The 26,444-nt window shown below is 46.3% G+C and carries 26 protein-coding genes and 1 pseudogene; 11 read left to right on the top strand and 16 right to left on the bottom strand.

Annotated elements, in window-relative coordinates; translation table 11 throughout:
* Positions 1–5: 5 nt before the first annotated feature.
* Both slmA and argB read right to left on the bottom strand, forming a co-directional pair.
* Positions 6–623: a nucleoid occlusion factor SlmA gene (gene slmA / locus ACYQ4O_RS02235; RefSeq protein ID WP_460174611.1), complete on the bottom strand. Its 618-nt coding sequence runs from the start codon at positions 621–623 to the stop codon at positions 6–8.
* 2 nt (positions 624–625) lie between these two features.
* Positions 626–1,522 carry an acetylglutamate kinase gene (gene argB / locus ACYQ4O_RS02230; RefSeq protein ID WP_308514886.1) on the bottom strand — a complete coding sequence of 299 codons (897 nt, stop codon included), beginning with the start codon at positions 1,520–1,522 and terminating at the stop codon, positions 626–628.
* Between the two features lie 102 nt (positions 1,523–1,624).
* Here argB and ACYQ4O_RS02225 point away from each other — a divergent pair, with 102 nt between their 5' ends.
* Complete coding sequence (locus ACYQ4O_RS02225; RefSeq protein ID WP_308514884.1) at positions 1,625–1,831, top strand: heavy-metal-associated domain-containing protein; 207 nt, start codon at positions 1,625–1,627, stop codon at positions 1,829–1,831.
* A 68-nt stretch (positions 1,832–1,899) separates the two neighbouring features.
* On the opposite strand, the gene iadA is transcribed toward ACYQ4O_RS02225, so the two are convergent.
* The 6 genes from iadA to dcuC (ACYQ4O_RS02195) form a co-directional block, all read right to left on the bottom strand.
* Positions 1,900–3,042, bottom strand: coding sequence for a beta-aspartyl-peptidase (gene iadA / locus ACYQ4O_RS02220; RefSeq protein ID WP_460174610.1), 1,143 nt, complete (start codon positions 3,040–3,042; stop codon positions 1,900–1,902).
* A gap of 18 nt (positions 3,043–3,060) precedes the next feature.
* Positions 3,061–4,437: a C4-dicarboxylate transporter DcuC gene (gene dcuC, locus ACYQ4O_RS02215; RefSeq protein ID WP_460174609.1), complete on the bottom strand. Its 1,377-nt coding sequence runs from the start codon at positions 4,435–4,437 to the stop codon at positions 3,061–3,063.
* A 131-nt stretch (positions 4,438–4,568) separates the two neighbouring features.
* On the bottom strand, positions 4,569–5,459 hold the full coding sequence (locus ACYQ4O_RS02210; RefSeq protein WP_460174608.1) for a LysR family transcriptional regulator: 891 nt from the start codon (positions 5,457–5,459) through the stop codon (positions 4,569–4,571).
* 15 nt (positions 5,460–5,474) lie between these two features.
* The gene (locus tag ACYQ4O_RS02205; protein ID WP_460174607.1) at positions 5,475–6,599 is read right to left on the bottom strand and encodes an alanine racemase; all 1,125 of its coding nucleotides are present in this window, start codon (positions 6,597–6,599) and stop codon (positions 5,475–5,477) included.
* A gap of 259 nt (positions 6,600–6,858) precedes the next feature.
* Positions 6,859–7,962 carry a porin gene (locus ACYQ4O_RS02200; RefSeq protein ID WP_460174606.1) on the bottom strand — a complete coding sequence of 368 codons (1,104 nt, stop codon included), beginning with the start codon at positions 7,960–7,962 and terminating at the stop codon, positions 6,859–6,861.
* A 31-nt stretch (positions 7,963–7,993) separates the two neighbouring features.
* Entirely contained in the window at positions 7,994–9,262 is a 1,269-nt protein-coding gene (dcuC, locus tag ACYQ4O_RS02195) for a C4-dicarboxylate transporter DcuC (protein ID WP_460174605.1), read from the bottom strand.
* Positions 9,263–9,489: 227 nt separating this feature from the next.
* Here dcuC (ACYQ4O_RS02195) and ACYQ4O_RS02190 point away from each other — a divergent pair, with 227 nt between their 5' ends.
* From ACYQ4O_RS02190 to ACYQ4O_RS02180, 3 genes are all read left to right on the top strand, one after another.
* Positions 9,490–10,776: an L-lactate MFS transporter gene (locus ACYQ4O_RS02190; RefSeq protein ID WP_460174604.1), complete on the top strand. Its 1,287-nt coding sequence runs from the start codon at positions 9,490–9,492 to the stop codon at positions 10,774–10,776.
* Complete coding sequence (locus ACYQ4O_RS02185; RefSeq protein ID WP_460174603.1) at positions 10,754–12,034, top strand: amidohydrolase; 1,281 nt, start codon at positions 10,754–10,756, stop codon at positions 12,032–12,034. Before ACYQ4O_RS02190 ends, ACYQ4O_RS02185 begins: the two co-directional genes overlap by 23 nt.
* 71 nt (positions 12,035–12,105) lie before the next feature.
* Positions 12,106–12,879 (top strand): GntR family transcriptional regulator, encoded by a 774-nt coding sequence (locus ACYQ4O_RS02180; protein ID WP_460174602.1) that lies wholly within the window; start codon positions 12,106–12,108, stop codon positions 12,877–12,879.
* Between the two features lie 27 nt (positions 12,880–12,906).
* Here the strand turns inward: ACYQ4O_RS02180 and ACYQ4O_RS02175 are convergent, their stop codons facing one another.
* Positions 12,907–13,845 (bottom strand): AEC family transporter, encoded by a 939-nt coding sequence (locus tag ACYQ4O_RS02175; RefSeq protein WP_460174601.1) that lies wholly within the window; start codon positions 13,843–13,845, stop codon positions 12,907–12,909.
* Positions 13,846–14,137: 292 nt separating this feature from the next.
* On the opposite strand from ACYQ4O_RS02175, the gene ACYQ4O_RS02170 reads away from it, so the two are divergent.
* The gene (locus ACYQ4O_RS02170; protein ID WP_460174600.1) at positions 14,138–14,608 is read left to right on the top strand and encodes a hypothetical protein; all 471 of its coding nucleotides are present in this window, start codon (positions 14,138–14,140) and stop codon (positions 14,606–14,608) included.
* A gap of 267 nt (positions 14,609–14,875) precedes the next feature.
* Here the strand turns inward: ACYQ4O_RS02170 and dksA are convergent, their stop codons facing one another.
* Together dksA and ACYQ4O_RS02160 are read right to left on the bottom strand one after the other, a co-directional pair.
* Positions 14,876–15,325, bottom strand: a complete 450-nt coding sequence (gene dksA, locus ACYQ4O_RS02165) for an RNA polymerase-binding protein DksA (protein ID WP_066595946.1) — start codon at positions 15,323–15,325, stop codon at positions 14,876–14,878.
* A gap of 226 nt (positions 15,326–15,551) precedes the next feature.
* The gene (locus ACYQ4O_RS02160; protein WP_460174599.1) at positions 15,552–16,703 is read right to left on the bottom strand and encodes a CobW family GTP-binding protein; all 1,152 of its coding nucleotides are present in this window, start codon (positions 16,701–16,703) and stop codon (positions 15,552–15,554) included.
* Between the two features lie 330 nt (positions 16,704–17,033).
* Here ACYQ4O_RS02160 and ACYQ4O_RS02155 point away from each other — a divergent pair, with 330 nt between their 5' ends.
* Complete coding sequence (locus ACYQ4O_RS02155) at positions 17,034–17,834, top strand: aspartate dehydrogenase domain-containing protein (protein WP_460174598.1); 801 nt, start codon at positions 17,034–17,036, stop codon at positions 17,832–17,834.
* Between the two features lie 50 nt (positions 17,835–17,884).
* Here ACYQ4O_RS02155 and ACYQ4O_RS02150 read toward each other — a convergent pair whose 3' ends face one another.
* Genes ACYQ4O_RS02150 through ACYQ4O_RS02135 form a run of 4 tightly spaced genes read right to left on the bottom strand, consistent with a single transcriptional unit; the run spans position 17,885 to position 21,659 of the window.
* Positions 17,885–19,108: a class I SAM-dependent rRNA methyltransferase gene (locus ACYQ4O_RS02150; RefSeq protein ID WP_460174687.1), complete on the bottom strand. Its 1,224-nt coding sequence runs from the start codon at positions 19,106–19,108 to the stop codon at positions 17,885–17,887.
* An 18-nt stretch (positions 19,109–19,126) separates the two neighbouring features.
* Complete coding sequence (locus tag ACYQ4O_RS02145; protein WP_460174597.1) at positions 19,127–19,828, bottom strand: hypothetical protein; 702 nt, start codon at positions 19,826–19,828, stop codon at positions 19,127–19,129.
* Between the two features lie 10 nt (positions 19,829–19,838).
* Complete coding sequence (gene dapF, locus ACYQ4O_RS02140) at positions 19,839–20,690, bottom strand: diaminopimelate epimerase (RefSeq protein ID WP_460174596.1); 852 nt, start codon at positions 20,688–20,690, stop codon at positions 19,839–19,841.
* Positions 20,691–20,750: 60 nt separating this feature from the next.
* On the bottom strand, positions 20,751–21,659 hold the full coding sequence (locus ACYQ4O_RS02135; protein WP_460174595.1) for a lysophospholipid acyltransferase family protein: 909 nt from the start codon (positions 21,657–21,659) through the stop codon (positions 20,751–20,753).
* Positions 21,660–21,875: 216 nt separating this feature from the next.
* Between ACYQ4O_RS02135 and metK the strand changes: the two genes are divergently transcribed.
* Entirely contained in the window at positions 21,876–23,063 is a 1,188-nt protein-coding gene (gene metK, locus ACYQ4O_RS02130) for a methionine adenosyltransferase (RefSeq protein ID WP_460174594.1), read from the top strand.
* 188 nt (positions 23,064–23,251) lie between these two features.
* On the opposite strand, the gene ACYQ4O_RS02125 is transcribed toward metK, so the two are convergent.
* Entirely contained in the window at positions 23,252–24,733 is a 1,482-nt protein-coding gene (locus ACYQ4O_RS02125) for an ISAs1 family transposase (protein WP_460174593.1), read from the bottom strand.
* 186 nt (positions 24,734–24,919) lie between these two features.
* On the opposite strand from ACYQ4O_RS02125, the gene ACYQ4O_RS02120 reads away from it, so the two are divergent.
* From ACYQ4O_RS02120 to ACYQ4O_RS02105, 4 genes and pseudogenes are all read left to right on the top strand, one after another.
* Positions 24,920–25,585: a M20/M25/M40 family metallo-hydrolase gene (locus ACYQ4O_RS02120; protein WP_460174592.1), complete on the top strand. Its 666-nt coding sequence runs from the start codon at positions 24,920–24,922 to the stop codon at positions 25,583–25,585.
* Positions 25,567–25,854 carry a peptidase dimerization domain-containing protein gene (locus ACYQ4O_RS02115; protein WP_460174591.1) on the top strand — a complete coding sequence of 96 codons (288 nt, stop codon included), beginning with the start codon at positions 25,567–25,569 and terminating at the stop codon, positions 25,852–25,854. The genes ACYQ4O_RS02120 and ACYQ4O_RS02115 overlap by 19 nt, the downstream gene beginning before the upstream one ends.
* Positions 25,855–25,889: 35 nt before the next feature.
* Positions 25,890–26,018: pseudogene (locus ACYQ4O_RS02110) on the top strand (helix-turn-helix domain-containing protein); the annotation flags it as partial.
* 17 nt (positions 26,019–26,035) lie between these two features.
* Positions 26,036–26,444, top strand: a 409-nt coding sequence (locus tag ACYQ4O_RS02105; RefSeq protein WP_460174590.1) for an IS607 family transposase, incomplete at its 3' end; no start/stop codon positions are given.

The following is a 26,444-nucleotide window of genomic DNA, read 5'->3' as shown; positions in this document are numbered from 1 at the left end:
CGATCCTAAGAACGGATGCCTAAAGCGGTACAGATAAGCTTGTCTACGGAATCCGGTTCGGTGTTTGTCCGTTGGATGCCTTTAGAGAAAGAAACCCACTGTCCGAGAATGAGGGAGAACAGCAGTTCGCTTCTGACCTGGACATCGTAGTCGGAAAAGATTTCCATCTGTGCAACGGCAAGACTCAAAGACTGCTTGAGCTGTGTACGCAGCTTGCTGAAAAGAAGATTGAGTCTTTGTTGAAGTCTTTCATCCTCTTGAGTCAGGAAATCGCCGCACATCAGAATTACCATGCCGGGATTGGTGCGCGTCAAGCTAATCAAAGTTGTGGCAATCATGCGCGCCTGATGCATGCCCGATGGATTGGACTGATGAATCTGATTAACCGCTGTAAAGACGGCGCTTTCAACATAGGCGATCAGAGCATCATACATTTGAGCTTTGCTGGCAAAATGCCGGTACAAAGCAGCCTCGGACAGGCCGAGATGGGCGGCCAGGACCTTCGTCGTAATGTGTTTTTGTTTAGAACTCTGGAGAAGGTCTACAAGGGCCTTCAAAATATCCAGTTTTCTTTCCCCCGGTTTCGCTTTTCTTGTTTTTGGTTTTTGGATTTCTTCTTCCATTCTTATTCCGATTTAATCATCGTTCCCACGCCTTCAGGAGTCAGGATTTCCAACAGCAGACAGTGGTCGACGCGGCCGTCAATGATATGTACGGCTTTCACTCCGTTTTTTGCAGCTTCCAAAGCGGAAGAGATCTTCGGATACATACCCCCGGAAATGGTACCGTCTTCAAATAAGGCATCGATTTCCTTGGAAGTTAATCCGGTAATCAAATTTCCTTCTTTGTCTAAAACGCCCGGTGTATTAGTAAGCATCACGAGCTTTTCAGCTTTCAAAACTTCAGCCATCTTGCCTGCGACAACGTCAGCATTGATGTTGTAGGCAAGCTCATCTTCTCCTAAACCTACCGGAGAGATGACCGGAATGAACGCATCGTCCTGAAGAGCTTTTACGACAGCCGGATTGATGGATTCAATTTCACCAACCTGTCCGACATCATAAAATTTGTCAGGATTCTGATAGTCACGAAGCTTCAGGCGCTTTGCTTTAATTAAGCAGCCGTCTTTGCCGTTTAGGCCGACGGCTTGACCGCCGAAGCTATTAATCAATGTGACCAAGTCTCCCTGAACCTGACCGCAGAGCACCCACTCAACAACTTCCATGGTTTCTGCATCGGTCACCCGCATTCCTTGAATAAACTCGCTTTCTTTGCCGACTTTCTTCAAGGCCTTCCCAATCTGCGGGCCGCCCCCATGCACGATAACGGGGTTCATGCCTACCAACTTCAGAAGAACGACATCGCGTGCGAAAGCACGTTGAAGTTTTTCATCGGTCATGGCATTGCCGCCGTATTTAACCACAATCGTTTTGCCATGAAACTTCTGGATGTATGGCAAGGCGTCCGATAAGATTTCCGCCTTCAGCTGGGGCGGAACATATGCATTGCTAAGGTTACTCATAGTCTTCAAGCAAAATGGGAACACGAAATTAATAACCGTGAATACTACCATTCAGGAACGTTAGAATAAACTCATACAGGTATTCATTTGAGGACATTACCAATGAAACAAAGTTTCGAGTTGTCAGGTGTAAATTGCATGCATTGTGTTGCAAGAGTTAAGAAAGCTCTTGAACCGCTCGCAGAAAGTGTTGAAGTCACTTTGTCACCGGCACTGGCTGTTTTGACCGTTAAAGAACCCGTTAGCTTAGAGAAGGTTAATAAAGCTCTTGCCGAAGCAGGTGATTACAAAGCCGTAGCTTTGAATTAATTCCAATTCGTTCAAGCTAAAAAACCTCGCTTCCGTTAAAAGAAGCGAGGTTTTGAGCTAGTTTGCGGCTAGATTTCAAAAGTTCCTTTTACAAGGAGCTCTCTGTCCTTCATCATCATCCGGCCTTTGCTTAGGACATGCTTCAAATTCCAATCTTGATCGAATAAACACAGATCGGCGCTGCAGCCGCCGTAGAGTTCGCCTTTGCCGGTCAGCTCGAGACCGCGGGCGACGTTTTTCGTTAAGAGAGGAAGAACTTTTTCTGGAGAGTGGCCTCGTCCAATCAGTTTCTTGAGGTCTCTTAAGTTGCAGGCAACACCGCCTACACCTAATCCAATCATTTCACCTTTATCGTTAAAGCGCGGAACAGAACCGTGACCGTCCGAACTCATTGTGATAAGGCTAGGCTCGATTCCGGCCTCCCAAGCCGCTTCAACCGCATCAGCGGGACTTTCGAAGCAGCAAGAGCCGCCTGTGGTGATATCGATGCGGCCGCCGGCCTTTGCAAATTCCAATGCTTGTTCAAAGACGTATTTGTCGCGGGCACAGTGTGTCGGGCGGATATGGCGGATTGGAAAGCCGCGTTTAACGATTTCTTCATACATTTCGAAGGCGCCGCGGACGTTACCGGTGTGAATGTGAAGAACGCCAATCTTTCCTGCAATCATGCCGCCGACGCGAATGTCTGTCAGCAGGTGGAGAACTTGTTCGACAGTCGGGAAGGAAGAACGGTGATCACCTAACGCAATCTTCACCCCGAGGACTTCCGGAACCATAAACAGATCGCCTTTGACGCTGCCGGTTAAGGTTGTCGGTGGGAAAGCATAGTTGCTTGTGTACATCCAGGCGGTGACGCCTTCAGCTGTCAAAGCTCTTACCTTAGCGAGCAAGTTCTCGATGGAGCGAGTAACGCTGTCTGTTCCGGATACTCCTACCAAGCTCGTTGTGCCGCATTCGATTAACTCGCTGAGCATAATCTCGGGTGTACGGGTTTTCGGACCGCCTTCTCCGCCGCCTCCGGTGACGTGAATGTGCTGGTCAATAAAACCCGGCGTCAAAATCATTCCCTTGGCATCGAGAGTCTCCAGTTCCGGCAGACAGGCTTGTAAGTTTTCTCCGATGGCGGCGACCTTATCGTTGACTACGAGAACATCTTTAATTCCAAGATCGTCAGGACTGTAGACGTGAGCATTTTTAATAAGTAATGCCATTAGATTCTCCTTAAGGAATTAGATGAAAATCAAGCTTGATGTTACAGAAACAATCATGGCAATGATCATCACAGGAATAGTCCGGCGGATAAGAGCGATAGGAGTCAGACCCGTAATACCGGATACAGCGATGATAACGCCTGCAATCGGGCTCATTGTGCGGGCGATGCCGGCAGAAAGCTGAACCGGAACAGCCAGAGCTAAAGTCGGGATACCGACGGAAGCGGCGGCTTCAGGAAGAAGCGGGGAGAACGCAAAGAAAGCTGCGTTTCCGGAACCGGTAACGATAGTTGCGATAATCATGATGCAGAGCATGACGAACAGCATGACGAACAAACCGGCGTTCTGCATGGAAGCGGCTGCCTGAATCATAGTGGTAATACCGCCGACCTTGTTCAAACCAAGAGCGAACAATTCAGCGCAAACAATCAAGCTGACGGTTGAGGTAAAGACTTTGCCCATGCCTTCGAAGATAGCCTGAGAGTCTTTGCAGCAGAGCTTGAAGTCTCGTCTTGTAAGAATATCAACAACCAATGCAACGATTAAAGAAACAATAATCGCTGTAACTAAAGAGAGTTTGATTCCTTTGTAAACCAACGGAGAGAAAATGATTAAGAGGAACAGCGGGAGCATCGGAAGGATGGCGTAGTAAGCGGGGCCGGCACCGGCGAGAGCTTTATCAACGTCGAGCTCGTCAGATTTTTCATTAACGTCATTAGCTTTGGCGCCTTCGCGTTTGTCGAACCAACGTTGGACAAAGAAGTGTCCGATAGCCACGGAAGCGATTGTGCAGAGAGCAACCGGACCCTGGCCTTGAATGAAGTATGTGACAACGTCGATTCCGCAGAGGTCGGCAGCACGCATGGCATTTGAAGAGGAAGGTCCCAAGTCTAAGCAGCATGTTGTTGCGATAACGGCAGCGGCGGAAGTTCTGGAAACGCCGAGTGCAACTAGCAGAGGATAGATGGAAGCCATCAGCAAAAGGCCGAGTCCGACAGCAGAGTTAACAAACAAGGCGATGAATTGCCCGACTACGTAGGTGAGAGCCAACAAAACGTATGGAGAACGGATAGCCTGAAGAGGTTTGACGCAAAGCTTAACCAGAGACTTGCTGGCACCGATTCTGTCCATATAAACAGCAAAGCCGGCGATAGCCATGATATTCAAGCCTAAGCCCGGTAAACGGCCTTTGACGAGATTAGTAAAAGCTTGAGCAACGTCAAAACCGAAGAAGCCGGTTGAGGCTTTTGCTGCGACCGGAGCATTGCCGAGCATACCTCCGACGAGTAAAAGAACTAAGCCGATTATTAAAAGGATAATCGGAGGATAGTAATTCTTGAGGACGAAGTAGGCAAGAAGACCGATCGCCAATAGCGTAACGATGACACCTATCATAGTGAACTCCTTTGTTATAAAGATTTGAGCTTTTGTAAGTATCTGTTAAAAGTCTTTAGACAAGTTAAGTTCAACTTAATTCAGAGTTAACCGGATCAAGGTCTAACTGAGAGTAAGTTCCTATTGAATACTCAAGGATTACTATTCTCCTCTTGGCTTTTTAGAAAGTTTATGACAAGCTGAGTTCTATAAGCGGTACTCTGATCGGAAGCAAAAACAGCATAAACGTCTGCGGTAACCGACCATTGAGGAAGAACTTTGACTAGCTGGCCGGTCTTTAAGTAAGGTTTAATATCCCAGTCGGAACGAAGCACCACGCCAAGACCATTCAATGCCCAGTTAAGTGCCACTTCTCCGTTATTAGTCTGCATTGAAGTTTTTGGCTTGACCAACTCCTGGCGAGAGCCGTTGCTAAGTCTCCAAGTTCCGCTGGTTAAGTCATCTTCCAGAATGATGATGCCGTCGACATCGGATAGGTCCAAAAAACGATTAATAGGATGCTTTTGAAGGTATTCCGGAGAACAGCACAGATGCTGTTTATTTCGTTTGATAAGACGCGCGATTAATCGGCTGTCTTTCAAGGCTCCGACACGAATAGCGACATTGAAACCGCCTTTGATGATATCCAAATGCGTATCGGACAGGATGAGGTCAAGTTTGATATGCGGATACAGTTTCTTAAATTCGACGAGCTGCGCGGCAAGGACCTTTCTTCCGTAGCCGAAAGGTCCGTTGATGCGGATGGTGCCTTGAAGAGAATCACTTAAAGAGGAGATACTTTGTTCGATTTTAGAAAGATCGTCAAGAAGAGCCGAGCCTTTCTCGAGGTAATATTTTCCTTCTTCAGTAATCCGCAGGCTGCGGGTAGAGCGGCGGATGAGGCTGACACCGAGTCTCTGCTCTAAAGCTGCCAAGCGCTGGCTGACGGCCGGAGGCGTAATTCCTAAAAATTGTGCTGCGCTTTTGAAAGAATCAAAGCGGCAAAGTGCTTGAAAAAATTCGAGATCGGAGATCCTGTCCACCGTTCACCTCACTGATTACCAGCCGCAGAATCTAGGCCATTCTGCGATAACTTTTCCATCGTTAACTACATGGTAGCTGTGATGCTGCGCTGCCATGGCACAGGCATGATTGGGCAATATCCGTAGTTTAGTGCCTACCGGAAAATCCTCAGGAGACAGTGCCTCTCCGGTTCTGTTAACGATAACTCCATGCTCTTGATTGGCAAGCTTGACATAAAGATTGTCAAGAATCTTGCCGTTCACATCACAAACCGCGCCGTAGCCGTAATCGACAGCCTGGGAGGCAGTTCCTCGGTCTCTGGAGAGAGCCATCCAACCGCCGTCGGTAATGACCCAACCTTTTTCTTTTTGGTGCCCGATGACTTCGACGAGCAGAGATAAAGCTAAATCTTCAAGTTTGTAGACGCCGACCCCTGCCATGACCAAGTCTCCGAGACAGTAAACACCGCATCGAACCTCAGTGCAGCCGTCCCAATTCTCAGCAAAAGTGGCCGTGGGAGTGGACCCAACACTGATAATGTCGATATTGAAGCCGGCTTCTTTCAGACGGTTTGCGGCTAAAACAATAGAGTCGCGTTCGTTCTCAGCGGCTTTCCTGCAGGATTCGCTTCCGACGCACCCGTAGGAGTCCCCGGCATGAGTGAGGACGCCGACTAGTTTGGCTCCGTCTGTTAAAGCGCGGGAAATGTTAATGAGATCGGGAGAGGCCGGTTTTACGCCTGAACGATGGCCGTCGCAATCAATTTCAATCAGCACTGGGATTTCAATATGATTTTCTTTGCAGAAGCCACTCAAGGCTTCGGCTGTTTCAACGTTGTCTAGAATGACTTTGAGCTTGCAGCCTTTTTTGATTAGGTCAGCAACACGGTTGAATTTACTCGGCGCGATGCCGACTGCATAAATCAGATCTTTGACGCCCCAATTGAAGAAGTTTTCTGCTTCCAACAAGGTAGAAACGGTTGCCGGGCCTTCCGGGCTCATCATCTGACAAAGGGCTACTTCTTTGCTTTTGCCCGTCTTCAAGTGAGGACGAAGATTAACGCCGAGGCGTTTACATTTGTCTTTCATCCAGTCGCAATGGGCTTTGAATTTATTTTCATCCAAAATCAGACACGGGGTTCTGAGCTCTGTGATTTCCATGTGGAACTTCCTCATTTACCAAACTTGTTAGATGAAAGTATGGCTTGGAAAACCATTCTATTAATTTAGTTAATTTTAATTCTGTGATTAGAAAAACTTTCATTTTTTTTTCAAGACCAGTGTATCCGATAGTCTTTGTTTGAAAAAAAAGACCTGACTTTGGCTCTCAAAAGTCAGGTCAACCTTCAATCAGGAGAAATGGAAATATCGCTTGGAGCTGGGAGACAGCTGAGGAACAGCTGTCTGGATTCAAAGTACTCTAGAAGTATTTGGTAATACCGGTGAATACATTGATGGTGTGGTCCTTTGTAAACTTCTTGGTTGTGCTGTTTTGGCCGTCCCAGCGTGAGAATCCGGCACCGATATACATATCAATGCTCTTGGAGGGACGATACAAGTATTTAGTAGCTACGCCAATCAAAGAAGCTTGATGGTGGTTAATGCCGTTAACGGTATCAACCTTGTAATTGCGGTAGTAGACCATGGATTGCCAGGAAGAAAGCCCGAACCAGAATTGTGTACCTCCGTAGATACCAAAACCCTTAATGTTCTTAGCCGTTGAGAAGCCGTCCAGCTTATTGACGCCGTTGAAGTATTGCCCCTGCAGGTAGACGGTGACAGGATCAAAGCGGTAGCTTCCGCCCAAGGTTGCAACTTTTTTGCTAGTGGAAGCTTTGGCAGTAGCAGCAGTATTTTTCCCCCAATCAGTTTCTTCATAGGCAGCAACTACATTTAACTTATTGAGGTTATAGCGGATGCCGCCGGCATAGAAACGGTTAACAGCGGAAGTATTCTCGTTGCCTTCCTCGTTACCGTCAATTTTCATGGAGTATTGGAGAGTAGTTTGGAAACCGGCAATTGTGGGTGAACGATAGGTAATCATGTTATCGATGCGGGAGGACTTAACCGGAGCCAGGCCTGTGCCGTAAGTGCCGCCGCCAAAGGAATCCATAAAGAATTCCAAGTCATAAGCCCCGGATCCGGAAACGATTCCTGAGATACGGCCCATTGAGATTTCTCCCAAGGATTTGCTGGTCAACCCAAGGTACGAGCATCCTTCAAAAATTTTGTCTCCTTTGGAGCCCCCTTTCAAAGCACCGGTATCAGAAGCAAAACGGTTTTCGAGACGGAATTGAACAGACAAGTCGGAATTGATTTCTTCGACTCCTCTGATGCCGATACGAGAAGCGGTATTTAATCCGGATTCCATTGAGACAGTAGAGGATTTATGCGTATCGCCGCCGTAGTTGTTGTATACAACGCCGCTATCAATTCTTCCGTAAATGGTTACGGAAGATGCCATGGCTGTAGAGATAGCGAGGAGGGCAAAGCCGGCGGAAGCAGCGTAATGATGTAAGTTCATGATTGTTCCCTGATAGTGTTAGTTTCAATAATTAGAGGAGGAAGTAGGCTGCCAATAAGACACAGAGCATGATCGGAGCACTGCGTTTAACGACTTCCATTGGGTTGACGCCAGCCATACCGGCAACCAGAATGACGCCGCCGGCAAGTGGAGAAGAAAGTCGGCCAAATGAACCGCAGATGACGGCAAGCCAGCCTAAATCAGCAATTTGCAGACCAAATTTTGCAGCGTTTGGAGTGACAGCTTCGTTGAAGGCAAATGCTGCAGCGTCACCGGAACCTGTCAAGACACCCATGAGGTAAGGGCCGAAGGCACCGCCGATTCTGGCAAGATGGTTGGCAGAGGTTAAAGCTTCAACGAGCATATCAACGACACCGGCTGCTTTTAAACCAGCTGCGAAAACACCTGCAGCAATGATGATGCCGAGAATGCTGCCGTAGCCTTTGCCCATGCCCTCAAAGAATTTCTTTGTGACTTCCGCCGGATTGGAGTGTGTGATTATCAAAGCATAAGCTGTACCAATCAGCATGGCTGTTGCAACGCTCATCTTCATAGTGGTGTACAAAGAGACGTAAAGAAGGATTGCAACCGGAATCAACGGAGCGATAGCGTAGAAGATGTTGACTTTTTCAGGAAGATTGCTGGCTTGTGTTTCTTGGACATCATCAGCGCCTGTTTTTACGGGCTTTTTGTAATCTCTGTAAAGGAAGCAGATGATGGTCAGGCCGAGAATAATGGCGATACTGAAGCCAGTGATAGGCATGAAGAACTTAGTGATGAAAGCCATGACTTCCATGTCTGCCAATTTCGCAATAAAGACGTTGTGAGCTACGCCGGGATTGAGAAGGGCCGGTGTAGTGGAACAAACGATAGCGGCCGCTGCGATAGCAGGTTTAAAACCGGCACGAATCAAGATTGGAATCAAAGACGGCCCGACGGCAGCGCAAAGACCAGCTGTAGAAGGGATTGCAACGGCGCAGAAACTTGTTACGACCATGCAGGCAGGAAGAAGAAATACGCCGAGCTTGCGGAGCGGTCTGGTCAGCAGAGCGACCAAATGAACATCGCATTTAGTTAAAGAGATAGTGGCGGCGAAACCCATTGCGGAGCAGATTGCAATGATTAAAGAAGATTTCGTCATCGATGCATCAAACTGCTGGAATGCAATCATGGGCTTAAGTGAGAAGAGTGCCATGGCAAAACCGGCAGCCAGCAGAACAAAGCGGGTTTCATAGCGCTTTATTAATGCATAAATCGTAACGAGAACCGTCAGAAGAGCAAAGCCAATATTGAGTGACATGAAAACCTCTGAATCGTAGTTGATGGGATTGGTTGTGAAGATATTTACAAGTCTAGGAACGGCTCGTTTGCAGGCCCATTCGGAAAATCGGTACGTTTTTTGTTTTACAACTTATGTCGGATATCCGATATCAGATATTAAATAACTAATTGATATTTAAGTAAATATTCTATTGTTAACTTTGGAGATTTCTCTAGACTGTGCCTGAGAACAGATAAGGAATCTCTATGAACAATTGGAACGATTTAAAGAAAAAACGTTGGTTATTTCTCTTCCTGTTTTGTGCCATTAATTTCTGTACCGGCGCTCTATATATTTGGAGCGTTTTTGCCGGTCCTTTAGCGGTTCGCCTCAATGAGCTCAACGGAAGTTCTTTAACAGCATCGGATCTTGGACAAGTATTTGGCTTGGCTGCCGGTGTAACACCTTTTCTAATGCTGGCCGGCGGCTTTATTAACGATCGTCTCGGACCAAAATTGGTCGTAATTGCAGGCGGTCTGATGGTCGGTCTCGGATACATTATTTGCGGTTTGTCATCTTCATTGACCATGCTTTACATCGGTTACGGCCTGTGTGTCGGTATCGGTACAGGAATGGTTAACGGCTGCACCATCAACAGCGCGGTCAAATTCTTCCCGGACAAAAAAGGATTTGCCGGGGGCCTCGTGACTGCTTCTTTGGGCATTGGCGCTGCATTGCTGCCGTTTGCAATCAATGGATTAATTGAAGTATCCGGTATTTCATCTACTTGTATCTATTTCGGAATTTTCTCGGGAGTATTGATTCCTCTCTGCGCAGCTTTCACCGATAAGTGCCCCGACCATTTTGCAGATAGCTTCACCGCTCTGTCTTCCGGTTCCAAACATATCGGCATTGAAACTAACTGGGTCGGAATGTTGAAGTCACCCTTATTCATTCCTCTGTTTGCCTTGTTTATTACAGGTTCAACCATGGGTTTGATGCTCATCTCCAGTCTTGCCGGGATTGCTCAGAATCAAATCGGTTTAGGTTTGGGCGCAGCGGCCACCGCCGTTTCCGTAATTTCTGTGGCCAATACAATCGGACGTTTTGTTTCCGGTGCGGTTTCTGACAAATTCGGCCGAGTACAAACTTTAATCGTGATGCTCGTGCTTGCATTGGCGGGTTTTGTTTTGCTGGCTCAGTCCAATGCGTCCAAAGTAAGTTTCTTCTTTATCGGAATCGTTTTGATTGGCTTGTGCTATGGCGCATTTATCGGCACTTATCCGAGTCTAGTAGCCGATGAATTCGGCAGTAAGCACAACAGCGTCAATCTTTCCCTCATGTTCTTGGGCTACAGCGTCGGCGGCTTTGCCGGTCCGGCTCTCATTAAGTGGGCTCAAGAGTCCGGCTCTAACGATCTCGCTTACTGGATCTGTATGAGCGCGGGTGTTATTGGAATCGCCTTTGCTTGCTTCTATCTGTACCTTAAAAAAAAAGATCAGTTAACCTTAAATAACTTTGGAGAAAATCATGAACTCTGTGTACGTCAATGAAATGGTTGCTCATCGTCGCCATATGCACAAACGCCCTGAAGAAGGATGGACCGAATTTGAGACAACTTACTACATTGTCGATCAGCTCAGAAAAATGGGCATTCCGGTTACTGTCGGAAAAGCTAACATCAACGAAAATGAAGTCCTCGGAAGAGATCCTCAGCTAGTTGAGGACGGAATAACCAGAGCGTTAAATCATGGTGTTCCTCAAGCTTTTATCGATGAATGCGATGGGTATACCGGCGCGGTTGCGGTGATAGATACCGGCCGTCCGGGTCCTACAACTGCTTTCAGAAGCGATATCGACTGTGTGTTGGTTCGCGAGTCTAAGGATCCGGAGCATCTTCCTAATAAATTAGGGTTTGCATCCGAAAGACCGGGTTTCATGCACGCCTGCGGGCATGACGGACATAGCGCTGTCGGACTGGCTTTAGCCCATTGGCTTTGGGATAACAAGGATCAGCTCTGCGGAAAATTTAAATTGATTTTCCAACCTGCTGAAGAAGGTGTTCGCGGCGCACGCGCTATGGTAGAAGCCGGAATCGTTGATGATGTTGACTACTTCGTGGGAGGTCATGTCGGCGGCGTCATCGGGTTAGGTGAAGTGGCAGTAATGGACGGAGGCTTTCTGGCTTCTTCCAAGTTTGATGTAACAATTGAAGGCAAAGCGGCGCACGCCGGAAATTGTCCGCAGCTAGGTAATAATGCCTTGATGGCTGCTTGCGCTGCATCCATGATGCTGCAAGGAATTCCGAGACATGGGGACGGAGCAACGATGGTTTCCGTCGGAACTCTGCACGCCGGTGAAGGCAGAAATGTAGTGCCGGCTCATGCTAAAATTCAGATGGAAGTCAGAGGGGAGACTAAAGAGGTCAACGACTTCATGAAGAATTGTGTCTATGACATTTTCGCCGGCATAGATAAGTCTTATCGAGTTAAGTCAAAGGTCGAGCTCGCCGGTGAATCTATTACTCTGACTCCATGTCCGGAATTCTTCGACACCGTCGAAGAAGTGATGGCAAAGATCCCGAACGTTAAGATGGTTCCAAGAATCCATTGCCCGTCAGGATCTGAGGACTGTGCCTTATTCTTGAGCAGAGTAATCAAGAATGGCGGAAAAGCAGCATTTATTCTTTACGGCTGTAATCACCAAGGCCATCACCGTCCGAATTTCGATCTTCAAGACGAACAAAGTTTGCCTAATGCCTTTGAGATCTATAAGGGTATAGCTCAGGTGGTTAATAAGTTGTCAAATTAGTAGAATCAGACCTGGGAAGTAAAATGAACTGCACTACATAACAAATAAGAATTTCTCCGGGAGCTGCTCAAATGGACAATTTCTCTTCGATTGAAAGCGATTTCGTTTTTCCGCAAAGATTGACTCTGTTTGAGCAAGTAAGTAAGACTCTTGCCGAAATGATCAGCCATGGCAAATGGGCCCCCGGAGAGATGCTTCCCAATGAAATCGAGCTCGCCCATTCTTTTAATGTCAGTCAAGGAACGATGAGGCGGGCTCTAAATCTTTTGGTAGACAAAGGCGCCCTTATTCGCCGTCAAGGAAAAGGGACTTTTGTGGCGGAGATGCGGACTAATGAGGCGCATTTTCAAAAGCGCTACATCAAACTGGTTCCCGATGATCCGGAAAAAGATGAAAGAGTTCCAACAACGAGCAAGCTGCTATTCTTCGATCGCGTTGTCGCTCCTTTGGAAATCCAAAAGATTTTGAAGCAAACATCCGAGGATTTAGTGGTCCATACGGCCCGTGCTCTGTTGGCTTCTTCCGGATTAGTGACTTTTGATGAAATTTGGGCAAGGGGCAAAGAGTTCGAGAAGCTGACCGAAGAGAACCTTCTCAATCACAAAGAAAAGCTTCTATATTCTTTCTACCAAACCGAACTAGGCGTCTCTATCGGCCGATGTGAAGAAACGATTAAGGCAGCTCTTTTACCGCCTAATCTTTGCTACATGTTTTCACTTCCGTCTCCTACTCCGGTTATAGAAGTTCGCAGAATTGCCTACACCGTCAATGATGAGCCGGTTGAGTACCACAGACAGTTAAGTATCACTGAGAAATATCACTACGCACCGATGCCGGAGGATTGAAACAAGGAACGAAAGAATTCTTTAAGGTTACATGAGGCCGAAAACCGCCAAGGTCAATGGCACAGTTAGGCAGGCCAGAGTAGTGGTGATGAGCAAAGCGTTTGCAGTCGCACCTTGTAAAACGTTAAATTCTTGAGACATGATATACACGTTGACGCCGACAGGTAAACACGCCATCAGACAGGTTGCCTTCGTTTCCAATGGTCCTAATCCAATTATTTGGCAGAGAACCAAAACAATCAGAGGCTGCACGCCGAGCTTTAATAAGGTGATCCAAAGAGAAAAGCCCAAATTGCTGGAAATTTTGTATTTAGCTAGCCCGATTCCCACTGCAAATAAAGCGACGGTAGATGCAGAGTCGCCCAGCAAGTCTGCGGCGGTCTGAACGGGAGTGGGCAGTGTAAGTCCTGTGAAACCCCATAACGTACCGGCCAGAATACCGACCACAATCGGATTTTTGAGGGTAGACCAAGTTCCTTTAATAATCGTTTTTTTAATAGAAGGACTCTTATTTCTGCTGATTTCAATGGCAATTGTGGCCAGTGTCCACATCAGAAAACCGTTTAAAGAAAAAATAACGGCAATCGAGGGGAGGGCTTCCTGGCCGAGAAGAGAGATGGCAATAGGAATTCCAAGCTGGACATTATTTGAGAAAACTCCGGTCATCCCAAAGATCGTTTGTCCTTTTCCATTTAATTTTAAGAACCTGTCGCCGATGACTCTTCCTATTACAAAGACGATGAAACAAGACCCAAAAAAAGCAATGGCAATAAACCAGTTCGGAGGAGGCAAGTGCGTGATGTTGCTCATGACATTAAACAGCAGCATCGGCAGAGCAATAACAAAGGCATACTTGGAAAGACCTGTGCCGACCGAATCCGTAAGAAGGTTTAGCTTGGTACACAAAAATCCGAGCCCTATCAGAGCAAACAAAGGGAAGGCAACCAAAAAATTTTGTACGAACATTTTCTTCTTGGGAATGTAAATACTAACTTGCTCAGTTATGAAATATTTTTCTTAACTTTAGATCAAAGTTTGGTATTGAAACGAATTTAGCGAACAAAAGGCAGCTCTTCTACAGGAAGGTCCTCATTTCGTTAGCCTGAATGAAGGTTTTATTTCTTTTTGTTAAATGATTTTGACTGGATAGCAGTCACTTAATTTGAGCATAAATTAGCCTCCATATAGGTATAAATACTTACTTAGCAACATTTTCTTTGATATCCTCGTTCCAAGACAACTTTTCCAAGAGGACAAAATGAGGAAAGTTCTAGGAAAGATTTGCGGCTGGTTCAGTTTGTTCTGCGCCTCTTGGCTGCTTGCATTTAATGCGACCGCCGGCGTGCACTTTGATTTAAATGTGAATGTAGGAGCGCCCGGATATTTCGGACCGATTCCTATGGTTTCCGGTATGGTTCCTCAGTTATGGAACGTTCAGCCGGTAATTGCCATCGGACCGGTTGTTGTCGCAGCAGAACCAATTTATCTTCGGGTGCCTAATTTTCAGCGGAAGGCTTGGAGGCAGTATTGCGGACGATACGGTGCCTGCGAACGCCCTGTTTTCTTTGTGAAGAACTCGTGGTACGAGCAGGAGTACGGTCCTCGCTATCATCCAAGACACGATGAACATTACTACAAGCATATGGAGAAGGAGTGGAAGCACCACAAGAAAATGGAGAAACACTTCAAGAAGCATTTCAAAAAACACCATCACCACGATGATGACTAATAAGACGCCGGACGTGTAAAAGTCTTGTTTGGAATTCTTGTGAACTATCTCGCATTAATGTGTGAGATAGTTCCGCTGTTTTTGAGCCTTCGCTTTTGAGATTGAGGCTCTGATCTTAAAGAGTGAATTTTTCTTGCTATTTCCGCCGTACGTTACTATTCCACGACTTTTAAGCAAAACGGCTTATTGCCTGCCGGCAATAAGCCATTCCTGTGAGTTTCTGCTGAAGCATAGAGAGACTGGCTTCAGCGAGCAGCTAAGCGCGGATTAATCCCCGTAGAGCTTCTGACGCATTTCTCTTCTTTGCTGAGCTTCCAAAGAGAGAGTTGCTGTCGGGCGAGCTAAAAGACGAGGAATACCGATTGGATCGCCGGTTTCTTCGCACCAGCCGTACTCACCTTTGTCCAAACGCTTAAGAGCTTCTTGAACTTTTTTCAGAAGCTTTCTTTCACGATCACGGGTGCGCAGTTCCAAAGCATGTTCTTCTTCAACAGTGGCGCGGTCGGAAGGATCCGGAATAATCGTGTTTTCACGAAGGTTTTCTGTGGTCTGACCTGCATTTTCCTTCAGCTGAGCTTCTCTTTCTCTGAGAAGGTGCTTGAAGAAGGCGACCTGTCTTTCGTTCATGTAGTCTTCTTCCGGCATACTTAAGAGTTCAGCCAGTGTCGGGATTTCGATTCCGTCAACAATAATGCCGCCCTGAGTCTTATTGGCCATAGAGTCCATTAAGAATTCAGCTGCTTTCTGAGCTTCTTTTTCATCGACGACGTTTCCGCCGTTGGACTTGTGTGTCTGAACTAAAGGAGCAATTTCGGCAGCGTCTTCAAAGGCTTTTTGTGTAGACGTCTTTTTAACGCTGGAGTCAGCTGCAGCGGTTTTTTTAGCTGTGGCGCTACGTTTTGTTGCCATGTTATTTTCCCTATAACTAATGTTTACTAATAAATTATTCTGCTAAGCAGGTTTCTAAGCCCTGAATGATTGATTTCTTAGGCAAGCGGCGTCCGATAAAGACAATCTTGGAAGATGGCTTTTCGTCTCCCCACGGCTTTCCTAAGTCGGCGGCCATAAGCATATGTACGCCTTGGAAAATCATCTTGCGGTTTGTTCCGGTCATGTAAAGGACGCCTTTATATCTAAGCATGTCAGGACCATAGACGCCTGTCAGGGATCTCATATAGCTGTCTAAGCGAGCCGGATCAAACGGTTTGTCTGAGTGGAACATGAAGGCTGAAATTTCATCATCGTAGCGAGCTTTCGTGCTGTGTGCATGATGGTCGTGATGGTCATGACAACTGCAGCCCTCGTCGTGTTCGTCGTGATGATGACCGCAGGTGCAATGATCGTCATCGGGGTGATGTTCATGATCATGGTGATGACCGCAGCAGCATCCTTCTTCATGATCGTGGTGATCATGTTCGCAGCATTCCGGAGCTTCTTCTTTTAAGAAATCCGGGTCGAGCTCGAGAGCTGCATCAAGATTAAAGCCATGGATATCGAGTACTTCGTTGATATCAATGTTGCCCATGTTGCATTCGATAATCGGAGCTCTTGGGTTGATATGGTGCAGACGGTCAGTCAAATCCTGGACGACTTCTTTGTCGGCAATGTCTACTTTAGAGAGAAGCAGTCTATCGGCAAAGCCAACTTGGGACTGCGCTTCTTCGGATTCATTGAGTGTTCTCGTACCGTTGATTGCATCAACGACCGTAATGATGCCGTCAACCATGTATTTTTCGCTGACAGCTTCATCCATAAAGAAGGTTTGAGCAACCGGACCAGGATCGGCTACGCCTGTAGTTTCAATGATGACTCGGTCAAAGTTGGCTTCGCCTCTTTCTTTTCTTTCAGCGAGCTTGATTAGATTTTCTGCGAGGTCACCTCGAATAGTGCAGCAAATGCACCCGTTGCTCATGGTGATAATTTCTTCGTCTTCATTAGTGACGAGCAGATCGCTGTCGATAGCTTCTTCACCGAACTCGTTTTCAATAACGGCGATTTTCTGACCGTGTTCTTCTTTGAGAATGCGGTTTAACAGAGTTGTTTTACCAGCTCCAAGAAAACCTGTAATGATAGTAACAGGAATCATCTTGTCCATTTCTAAACCTCCAATAGGAAGGATGTCTTTGATTTTTCCTTATAAATATCTTATGAAGGAAATAATGACATCTTCTCCAAGCAAGCAATTCTATTACCTCTGTCAAGAGATTAAAGGTAAAAATACGTCTTCCTCTTAACAAATCCAGCTTCTCAAATTGAGTGAGAACCCGCAGGGCGCCCATAACATAGATTGCAAATGGTTACATATTTTACCTGATTTGTCCTTAACCTTAAAAAGCTAAGCTCTTCTTAACTCACCTCTAAGCACAACTTTTTCAGATGGGCCTCTTTTTCAATAAGATTAACCGTGAAATCTAAAGGATACATTATGAAAACCGTCTCACTTATCGGATGCGGAGCCTTAGCTTCGATTTTTGTACAAAATTTTTGGAAGTTAGGCAATGAATGGAAGCTCGTCAACGTCTACGGCAGAGAAGGAAAAAACAAAAGTGCTTTCGAAGAATGTTTTGGGCTTAAGGTAGAAACTGATTTTGAAGATTTTCTTGCTTGCGCCGGAGAATATGTGGTTGAGCTGGCAGGAGCCGGCGCGGTCAAAGAAACTTGTATTCCTGCCCTAAAGAACGGCAAAAACTACGTCTCTATTTCCATTGGTGCGCTGGCCGATAATCATTTCCTTGAACCAGTCAAAGCTGAGGCTGAGCTTTCGGGAGCTGCCCTTTATGTTGCCAACGGAGCAATCGGCGGTCTGGATTTTCTTCAGACACTTAGTTTTTCTGATTATCCATATTCAGTCTCAATCGAAACTTGCAAGAATCCGAAAGGACTTGAAGGTTCGCCGGGACTGCACGGAAGACTTCTATCGAAGACGGAGAGAGAAATTGCGTTTGACGGTACGGCTCAAGAAGCTATCAAAGGTTTTCCGAAAAACGTCAATGTTGCTATTGCAACTCAATTAGCTTCTGAGTCTGAGCAGATCCGGGCTAAGTTGGTTTCTGAGCCCGGCCGTACCAGTAATGAACATGTTATCCGCGTACGTTCCGAGACTCTAAATGCCACATTGAGTTTTGAAAGCAAGCCGGATAAGGCCAATCCGAAGTCCAGCGTGTCTGCGGCCTTAAGCGTTTTGGCTTTGCTGAAGAATTTGAGCGGACCAATTCGCTATTTCTAGTGCGGAAAAGAAAAAGGAGCTTGGCAGCTCCCGTTTCTTTGTCGCTTTTGTTAGCCCGCGGTATTGGCGCCGCGGCTGACTAAATGAAGCCCCTTTAGATATTCTCCTTCCGGATGAGTCATTAAGAGAGGATGGTCAGATCCCGCCCCCAGTCTTGAAATCATCCATGCATCGGTCTTTGCATCAATTACCGCACCTGCGACGATTTTTTGGAACAGGTCGACATCAATTGCGCCTGAGCAGGAGAAAGTCAACAGCTGACCTCCTTCGTTTAAGAGTCTCAAACCATTGAGGTTGATGTCTTTATATGCCCTGGCGGCTTTCTCTACATGGTGGTGGCTGGATGCGAACTTCGGCGGATCCAAAATCACCAAATCAAATTTTTCTCCGGCATCTCTATATTTTCTGAGCTGCTCGAAGACGTTAGCCTCAACCCATTTCATCTGAGATTCGTTAAATCCGTTGAGTTTGGCGTTGGACTTAGCCATTTCAAGGGCATCGGCAGAAGAGTCGATGGAAATGACTTCTTCAGCGCCGCCTTTCGCTAAGGCAAGCGAGAAGCCGCCGGTGTAGCAGAAGCAATTCAAAGCACGCATGCCTCTGCCGTGGACTTTTCGGAAGGTTTCAGCTAATTGGCGTGCAAGGCGGCGATTGTCTCTCTGGTCAACATAGAAACCGGTCTTATGGCCCATACGGACATCAACGCCGTAAAGAATTCCGTCTTCATCGATTTGAATTTTTTCCGGAGGTTCTTCTCCCTCAAGAACTTCTTTTCTCTCCGGAAGGCCTTCGCGGGCGCGTGTAGCTGCGTCAGATCTGTCGAAAACCTGTGTAAATCCGGTGGCATCGGTCAAGGCTTTTCCAATTTCAGGACGCCATTTTTCTACACCTGCAGCCTGAAATTGAGTGACCAACTGTGTGTCGTATTGGTCAACGATGAGTCCCGGTAAGAAATCGGCCTCGCCAAAGATCAAGCGAATCGCATTGGTGCGGCTCTTGAGATTATCGCGGGCGCGAATAGCTTCAAATACGCGTGCACGAATCCATTCTTCATTAATGACATCCTGTTCGTTAAACGACCAGCAGCGGGCGCGTAAGGCAGATTCCGGAGAATAAGCTCCCCAGGCTAAAAAGTTGCCTTTGTTGTCCACGATTTTGATGGTGTCGCCGCTCTGAGGTTTCCCTTTTACATTAGCTACGCCGGTGGAATAAACCCAAGGATGTCTTCTGAGAAGAGCACGCTCTTTTCCGGGTTTAAGAATTAAAGTAGGAATATTAGTTTTCATATGAAATTATCTGGTTAAACGCAGCAAGGCTGCCTCAGCAAGCGGCAGCGCACCTGACAAGAAATCTTGAACGTCAGGGGCCTTGAATGTAGAAACGTCAGGCGAAGCTAGACAAATTGCACCGAATGTTATCCCATTTGGCGCTTTAATTGGAATGAGAATGACTCCTTTGGTTTCGGAGATTGGTACACCGAACCAAGAGGCAATTTCTGAACCCGAATTTTCTCCGATAAACATTTCAGGCATTTCAGAGATCTCTGATTCAACTTCTTCAGAGAAGCGCTTGGTAAAGGGCTGCCCTTCAAATTCCGTGCGGTAAAGCCAAAGACGAAGGATGCCGTGCTGGACTTTAAAGAACTTTTTGAATTGCTCCAATAGGATTCCCGGGATTTGGTAGTCTTTAGTGACTGCGACGAGGGCGACCGCCATCTCAAGAAGAGATTTTGACAAGCCGGCTTGTTTCTTTTCCAGTTCTCTTTCACGCGCTGCGATTTCTTCCTCACGCAGCTCATAAGTCGTAAGACTTGCCCTCAGAACTTCGTTTTGGCATTCAATAATGCTTCGAGTTCCTTCTCGATTTTGGCGCGGCGGTACCAGTCTGCAAAAAACATCTGAATGAGTACGGAAGTATTCCGGATTCTTCAACAGATAATCTTTGACAAACTGAGCAGGATTAAACCCTTCAGGAAGTTCGATATCGTCTGCCATAGTGCCTCATCTATATTTCGATTTCACTGTCAAAAACCATTTCGGCAGGACCGCGAAGGTAAATATTCATTCCTTCTCCTTCCCATTCAAGGGTTAAGGTACCGCCAAGATTTTCCAGCGTCACCGGGCTTTCCATTGCTTCATTTTTGATAGCCGTTGCCGCGGCTGCGCAGTTCCCCGTTCCGCATGCTAAAGTCTGACCGGCACCTCTTTCCCATACGGCGAATTTACCGTGGTGAGGATCTTGGATTTGAAGAAAACCGACATTTACGCGGGCAGGGAAGGCCGGATGGTTTTCTATGAAAGAACCAAGCTCTTTAATCGGAGTCTCGTCTAAATTTTCAACTTGAATAGTGACGTGGGGATTGCCGATGGAGGAGATCGAGAACCACCAAAGCTTTCCTTGAAAGGATACTGCCCACTGCTTTTCTCCGTTGATTTCTCTCTCAGGAAGGCCTTTGGGATTAAACGGGAGATCAGAAGGACGGAAAGATGGAGTATTCATCATGACTCTAACGGAGCCATCGTCTAATAGCTCCGGTTCAATGATTTCTTTGACGGTCTCTACTTTGATTTTTTTCTTATCCGTGAGGCCCTTGTCGTGAACATATCGGGCAAAACACCTTGCGCCGTTGCCGCACTGTTCAACTTCTCCGCCGTCGTGGTTGAAAATTCTGTACTTGAAATCTACGTTTGGAAGTTCGGTTTTCTCGATGACTAAGACTTGGTCGGCACCGACTCCGAAGTGCCTGTCAGCTAAAAATCTAATATTTTCCGGCGATAAGCTGAATTGTTCTTTGGTCGAGTCGATAACGATAAAATCGTTGCCGGCACCCTGCATTTTTGAAAACTTAATCTTCACGAAGACCTCTTAGAAAAGTCGGGAGTTAAACAACTATTTTAAGGCCTTGGACGCGGTTCTTTATAGGTTTTCGTAAACTGATGATTCTCCGTCCGGCCTCGTTTTGAATCTTCTGTGCGACCAAAGATATTGATCGGGGTGTTTCAGAATAAATTTTTCCAATTCTTGCGTTATGCGGAGGGTATCGGCTTCAGCGTCATCCGTGGGAAAATTCTCCAAAGGAGCCGATAGATGCATGGTATAGCCTTCCGGAGTAGTTTCCGCAATTCCCCAAATGACTTTGGCCTTTGTCAGTTTGGCGAGCTTCGAGACCATGGGTAGGGTGGCAGCCGGAACTCCGAAAAAAGGAACAAAGATGGAGTTTCTTTTGCCGTGATCCATATCCGGGAGATAGTAAAAAGATAAACCCGAACGGATAGCACGGATTACTTCTTTCATTGCAGAATTGGATTTCGGAATCAGGACAGGGTCGGAAAATCTTTTTCTAGCATCGTAGAAAACCTTATCCCAAAGCGGATTGGACTGCGGCTGATAAAGAGAGCAGCCGCGGTAGAACGTATTGATGCCGATTCCTCCTTGGTCTAAGCCTACAAAGTGGGGAGTGACCACGATGACCGGATGTTCTTGAGTCAGTTTTAGGAATTCTTCTTTCCCTTCAAACTTAACGTAATTTTGAACTTCTTCACGCGTACCCCTGATGAGGACGCTATGGTCAATGGCTGCTCTCAAGAGATTTCGAAATACGCCTTTTGCGACTTCTTCTCTTTTTTCTGCCGGCCAGTCCGGGAAGCACAGTTCCAGATTGCGGAGCGTGACTTTTCTTCTTTTCGGTATGGCATACCATGCTACGGCGGCAAGCCAATTAGCAACTCTGGTTCTGGAGGACTGTTTCCAGCCGGAGGTTGACTTCATCATGGCAATAGCACACCGAGAAAAGAAACGGTTCAAAGCAGATTTTTTCTTCGCCATTTTTAAGTTCTTTGAAATATTTTTCTGTTAAAGTCCAATTCTACGTAAGAACTAGGATTGTATTTCGCATTGCGAAAGATTATAGTTCTCGGGCGCTGAGTTAAAGGACAACTTGCGGAGCGCTGCTGGAAGGCTAAATAACCGCTAAAGCGTCTTGAAGAAGCTCTTCAATGACGCTGTCTCCTTTGTGTTAAATATTTTTTTAGGTGACAGCAAATGTCTAAAAACGAATACTTATTTACTTCTGAGTCCGTATCAGAAGGCCATCCGGACAAGGTGGCAGACCAGATTTCCGACGCAATTCTTGATGCTATTCTTGAACAAGATCCAACCGCTAGAGTAGCAGCCGAGACTTTGTGCACAACCGGTACCGTCATGCTGGCCGGTGAAATTTCCACGACAGCCAACGTCAATTACACTGACATCGTTCGCGCTACTTTAAAGAGAATCGGCTATGACGACAGCAGCTACGGTATTGACCACAAAGGCTGCGCCGTATTAGTGGCTTACGACAAACAATCTCCTGACATTGCTCAGGGCGTCAACAACGCTCAGGACGATCCTTTGGAAAAAGGCGCCGGCGACCAAGGTTTGATGTTCGGTTATGCTTGTGATGAAACCGATGCATTGATGCCGGCTCCGATTTACTACGCCCATAGACTTGTTGAACAGCAGTCTTTGATGCGCCGCAGCGGTGAAATGCCTTATCTGCGTCCGGACGCTAAGAGCCAGGTCACAATGCGCTATGTTGATGGCAAACCGGATTCCGTTGAAACCGTTGTTTTGTCTACTCAACATGCTCCAGAGATGAGCGACGGAGAGAAAATGAAGCCTGAATTCGTTCAGGCCGTTATCGACAAAATTATTCGTCCGGTATTCCCGCCTGAAATGCTCAAGGACACCAAGTTCTTGATCAACCCGACAGGCCGTTTCGTTATCGGCGGTCCGCAGGGCGACTGCGGTTTAACCGGCCGTAAGATCATCGTTGACACATACGGCGGCGCTTGCCCGCACGGCGGTGGTGCTTTCTCCGGTAAAGATCCGACTAAGGTTGACCGCTCTGCTGCTTATGCTTGCCGTTATGTCGCGAAGAACATTGTCGCTGCCGGACTAGCACGTCAGTGCCAAATTCAAGTTGCATATGCTATCGGTGTTGCTAAACCTGTCAATATTACGGTCTACACAGAGGGTACAGGCGTTATTCCTGATGAAAAAATCGCTGAATTAGTTCGCGAACATTTTGATCTTCGCCCAGCCGGCATCATCAAAATGCTTGATCTGCAGCGCCCGATTTACAGCAAGACAGCTGCATACGGCCACTTTGGAAGAGAAGAACCGGAATTCACATGGGAACGTACTGACAAGGCGGCTGACTTGAGAAAGGCTGCCGGACTCGATAAGTAATTTTTCCTCTGAAATCAAAAAATCCCATTCCTCAACAAAAGGATGGGATTTTTGCGATCAAGTTCTTACGATCTTCTCACCTAATAAAAACTTGTCTCAGACAATTTTTTCAAAGTTCGTTAAAACACTCTTTGGATGAAGGAATACCCGAAGACTTTGCACGGCGAACGCAAATAATAATTTATATCTCAGATAAAACCCAGACCAGCGGCAATACATTCAAGGGCGATCTCCGGCTTTCTGCACTTAATTTGCAGGGACCGTATTGAAATATCGTCTTCCGATTTTATTCGTTTGTTCTCCCAAAGCCAATAGCGATAATTTTCTAGATACGCAAGTGCCATTTTGTTTAGTGCACAGCGATTTGAGATGTAATTAGGGTTAGAGGCCTGTATTCGATCTTGTTGCCAGTACATGTCAAGCATCCAATGTAAATTATTTTCAATGCCCCAATGATTTCGAATAACGCGTGTCACCAGGGGCAAATTTTCTTGCATGCTGGCAATGGAACTGATGTAAAAGCTCTCATCAAAGCTTTCTTTTCTGGATCTCTTATGAGTTACCGTTTTAACCATTTTCAAGACTGAGCCCTCGCTAAGCCCAGCCCACTTTTTGCGCAAGGTTTTACTCAAAAATTTCCCGGAAACCATATAGACTTTTCGAGTCTCGATTCTGCCGTGGTCAAGCTCGACTCTTTCTTCAGAACTGTAGATGTGCGAGCAGTGAGCGGAGGCAAAGATTTCTCGAGCTTCGTCAAAGGATTTACTTTGATTTCCCTTCAAAGAGATTAGATAACCGCCTCCCTGTTTTTGAACTGCGTTGACAAAATCAATCTGGCAGCTCATAGCATCAGCAGTAACGTAGCAACCGTGCAAATCCCATCCTTTAACCAATTGCGGGCCTACAGTGATTTCATTAGTTTTTTTATCGATGATTTTGTGACCTAAACAAACTTTTGAAGCCGTGTCGTAAAGATTCATTAAGTAGTAGGCGCTGTGCGGCTGTCCATCGCTGTTGTCAGTTAAAGCTGTCGCACGAACTGCTTGCCCGTCAGCTGCAATAATTCTTCCAGCTTGTTCTCGAACCAACGGCAGGGTCATTTGTGAATAAAATTGATCAAATTCATTTGGATCAATCAAAAGCAGAAGCCGTCGAACAGTATCGTGGGAAAAGCCTTCTAACTTAAGTTGAGGCATTGTTTTGTGAAAGAACTCGCAGTAAGTTTTTGAGTACTGTTCGATAGATACAGCATCACTCTCGCCAGTCAAGGCAGAGAAAAGCGCCACAGTGGCCAGAGCAGTTACATCAACTGAGGTTTTCTTTGTTCCCGACAATTTGGCTTTTTGAACAGCCTTAGAAACAGAGGCTCCAACGGCTGCGGCCTGCCCCGCAACTTCAACGGGAGGGATAATTGTGCCCGAAAGTTTTTGTTTAAGCAACTTATTTTCTGCTTCCAGCCGCTCCAAATCGAGCCGAAGTTGATATTGCGGGCTCGGCACAAAACGGTTGCGGACGACATTTCCTAAGGAGATTCGAATTCTTTTTTTACTGCCTGTTTCTTCGTCAATCTCATATTCGTATTTATAAACTTGAATATATCCGCTTTTTTTATTTTCGTTGAGAAGCGCTCCCGCGGGCAGGCCTTGAACGTCAGAAAGTTTTAAAGTCATGGCACCATAGATATATATTATATCAGTATTGTGCCACTCTTAATCTGTGGATTCAAGGCAAGGAGCTAATTTATATCTTTTAAGGTGCTATATTTTTTTTTGTTGCATTCGCCCTGAAGACTTTGAACGTCAGAGCTTTCAAAAGGTTAAGCTAAATACTTTGAATCTCGTGACGGAAAGAACATCATGCAAGAATTGCCTCTTCAGCTTGTTACACAGATGATCGCGGATCGCAGGACAATCCACAAACGGCCGGAATTAGGTTGGACAGAGTTTGAAACCACCTACTTCATCGCGAAGCGATTGGAAAAACTTCAGGTTGAATTTCAATTAGGCGAAGATTTTTTGGATCGGGCTTCTGTTCACGGACGCGATGAGCAGGAAGTAAAAACAGCCATACAACGAGCTCTCGAACACGGGGTTCCAAAAAATTTCATTGAGAAGACTCAAGGTTACACGGGAGTTGCAGGAACTTTTGATACAGGCAGGCCAGGTCCAACCATTGCAATACGAGCAGATATTGATGCCGTTCCAGTTCAAGAAAGTCACGATGCGGCACATGAGGCCGTCCTAGGAGGATATTCCTCTGAAATACCAATGGTGATGCATTCCTGCGGTCATGATGCACATACCTCTATTTTGTTGGCAGTCGCTGAATGGATAGTTGAGAATCAAGATAATCTTTGCGGAAAATTCAAATTTGTGTTCCAGCCTTCAGAGGAAGGTGTCCGTGGGGGGGGGGTGGCCGTTGCAAACGGAAGTTTCTTGGACGATGTAGCCGAGCTGTTGTGCTTTCATATCGGGACGAAATGCAAGCTAGGTGAAGTGGGAATATGCAAAAAAGGTTTTTAGCAACATCAAAACTGAACGTAACTTTTGAAGGTGTTCCCGCTCATGCCGGGTCAAATCCTGAAGCCGGCAAAAGCGCGCTCTTAGCCGCTTGTAATGCTGCGACACTCATTTCTGGAATTCCACGGCATAGCAAAGGTTTGACTCGTGTTTGCGTGGGCAAGCTTATTGCAGGCGAAAGTAGAAATGTCATTCCTGCACACGCAGCAATGAAAATTGAAGCCAGAGGAGAGACGGGAGGGTTAAAAACTAGTCATGAAATTGTTGTGTAATCTTGTACAAACAAGAATAATACCCACCTTTTCACATGAAGCGTCTAGATTTTTCTCTCCTATCGGTAGGAGAGTTAGCAGCTAAATTAGGTGTTACCTCAGCAACCATTCGCCGCTGGTGCCGTGCCGGTAAATTGACGGAGACCCTCCGAACTGTCGGGAACCATCGTCGTTTTGCTTCTTGCTCTTTCTCTCATTTAATAAAAAAAAGGAACGCCGCAGCATCGGATATGCCCGAGTCTCCAGCTACGATCAAAAATCTGACCTTCAGTCCCAAATTCAACGCCTTAAAGACAGTGGCTGCGATGAGGTTATCTCTGATCTCGGCTCCGGATTAAACTGCAAAAAGCCGGGATTAAAGAAACTGCTGGAAGCCATCTGGAGCGGTACCGTAAGCTCTCTTACATTGACGCATGCCGATCGTCTTTTACGGTTCGGAAAGGAATTAGTTTTCTACTGGTGGAAACAGTTTAATGTCTCGATTCAGATTCTCGATGATCCGGAAGACGAAGCTTTTGAAACGGAACTGGTTAAGGATGTAATTACGCTGATGACTGTGTTCTCGGCTCGTCTTTACGGAAAAAGGAGCT

This window comes from Turicimonas sp. TL08 (assembly GCF_054660695.1).
This window is presented reverse-complemented; position numbering and strand designations above follow the sequence as displayed.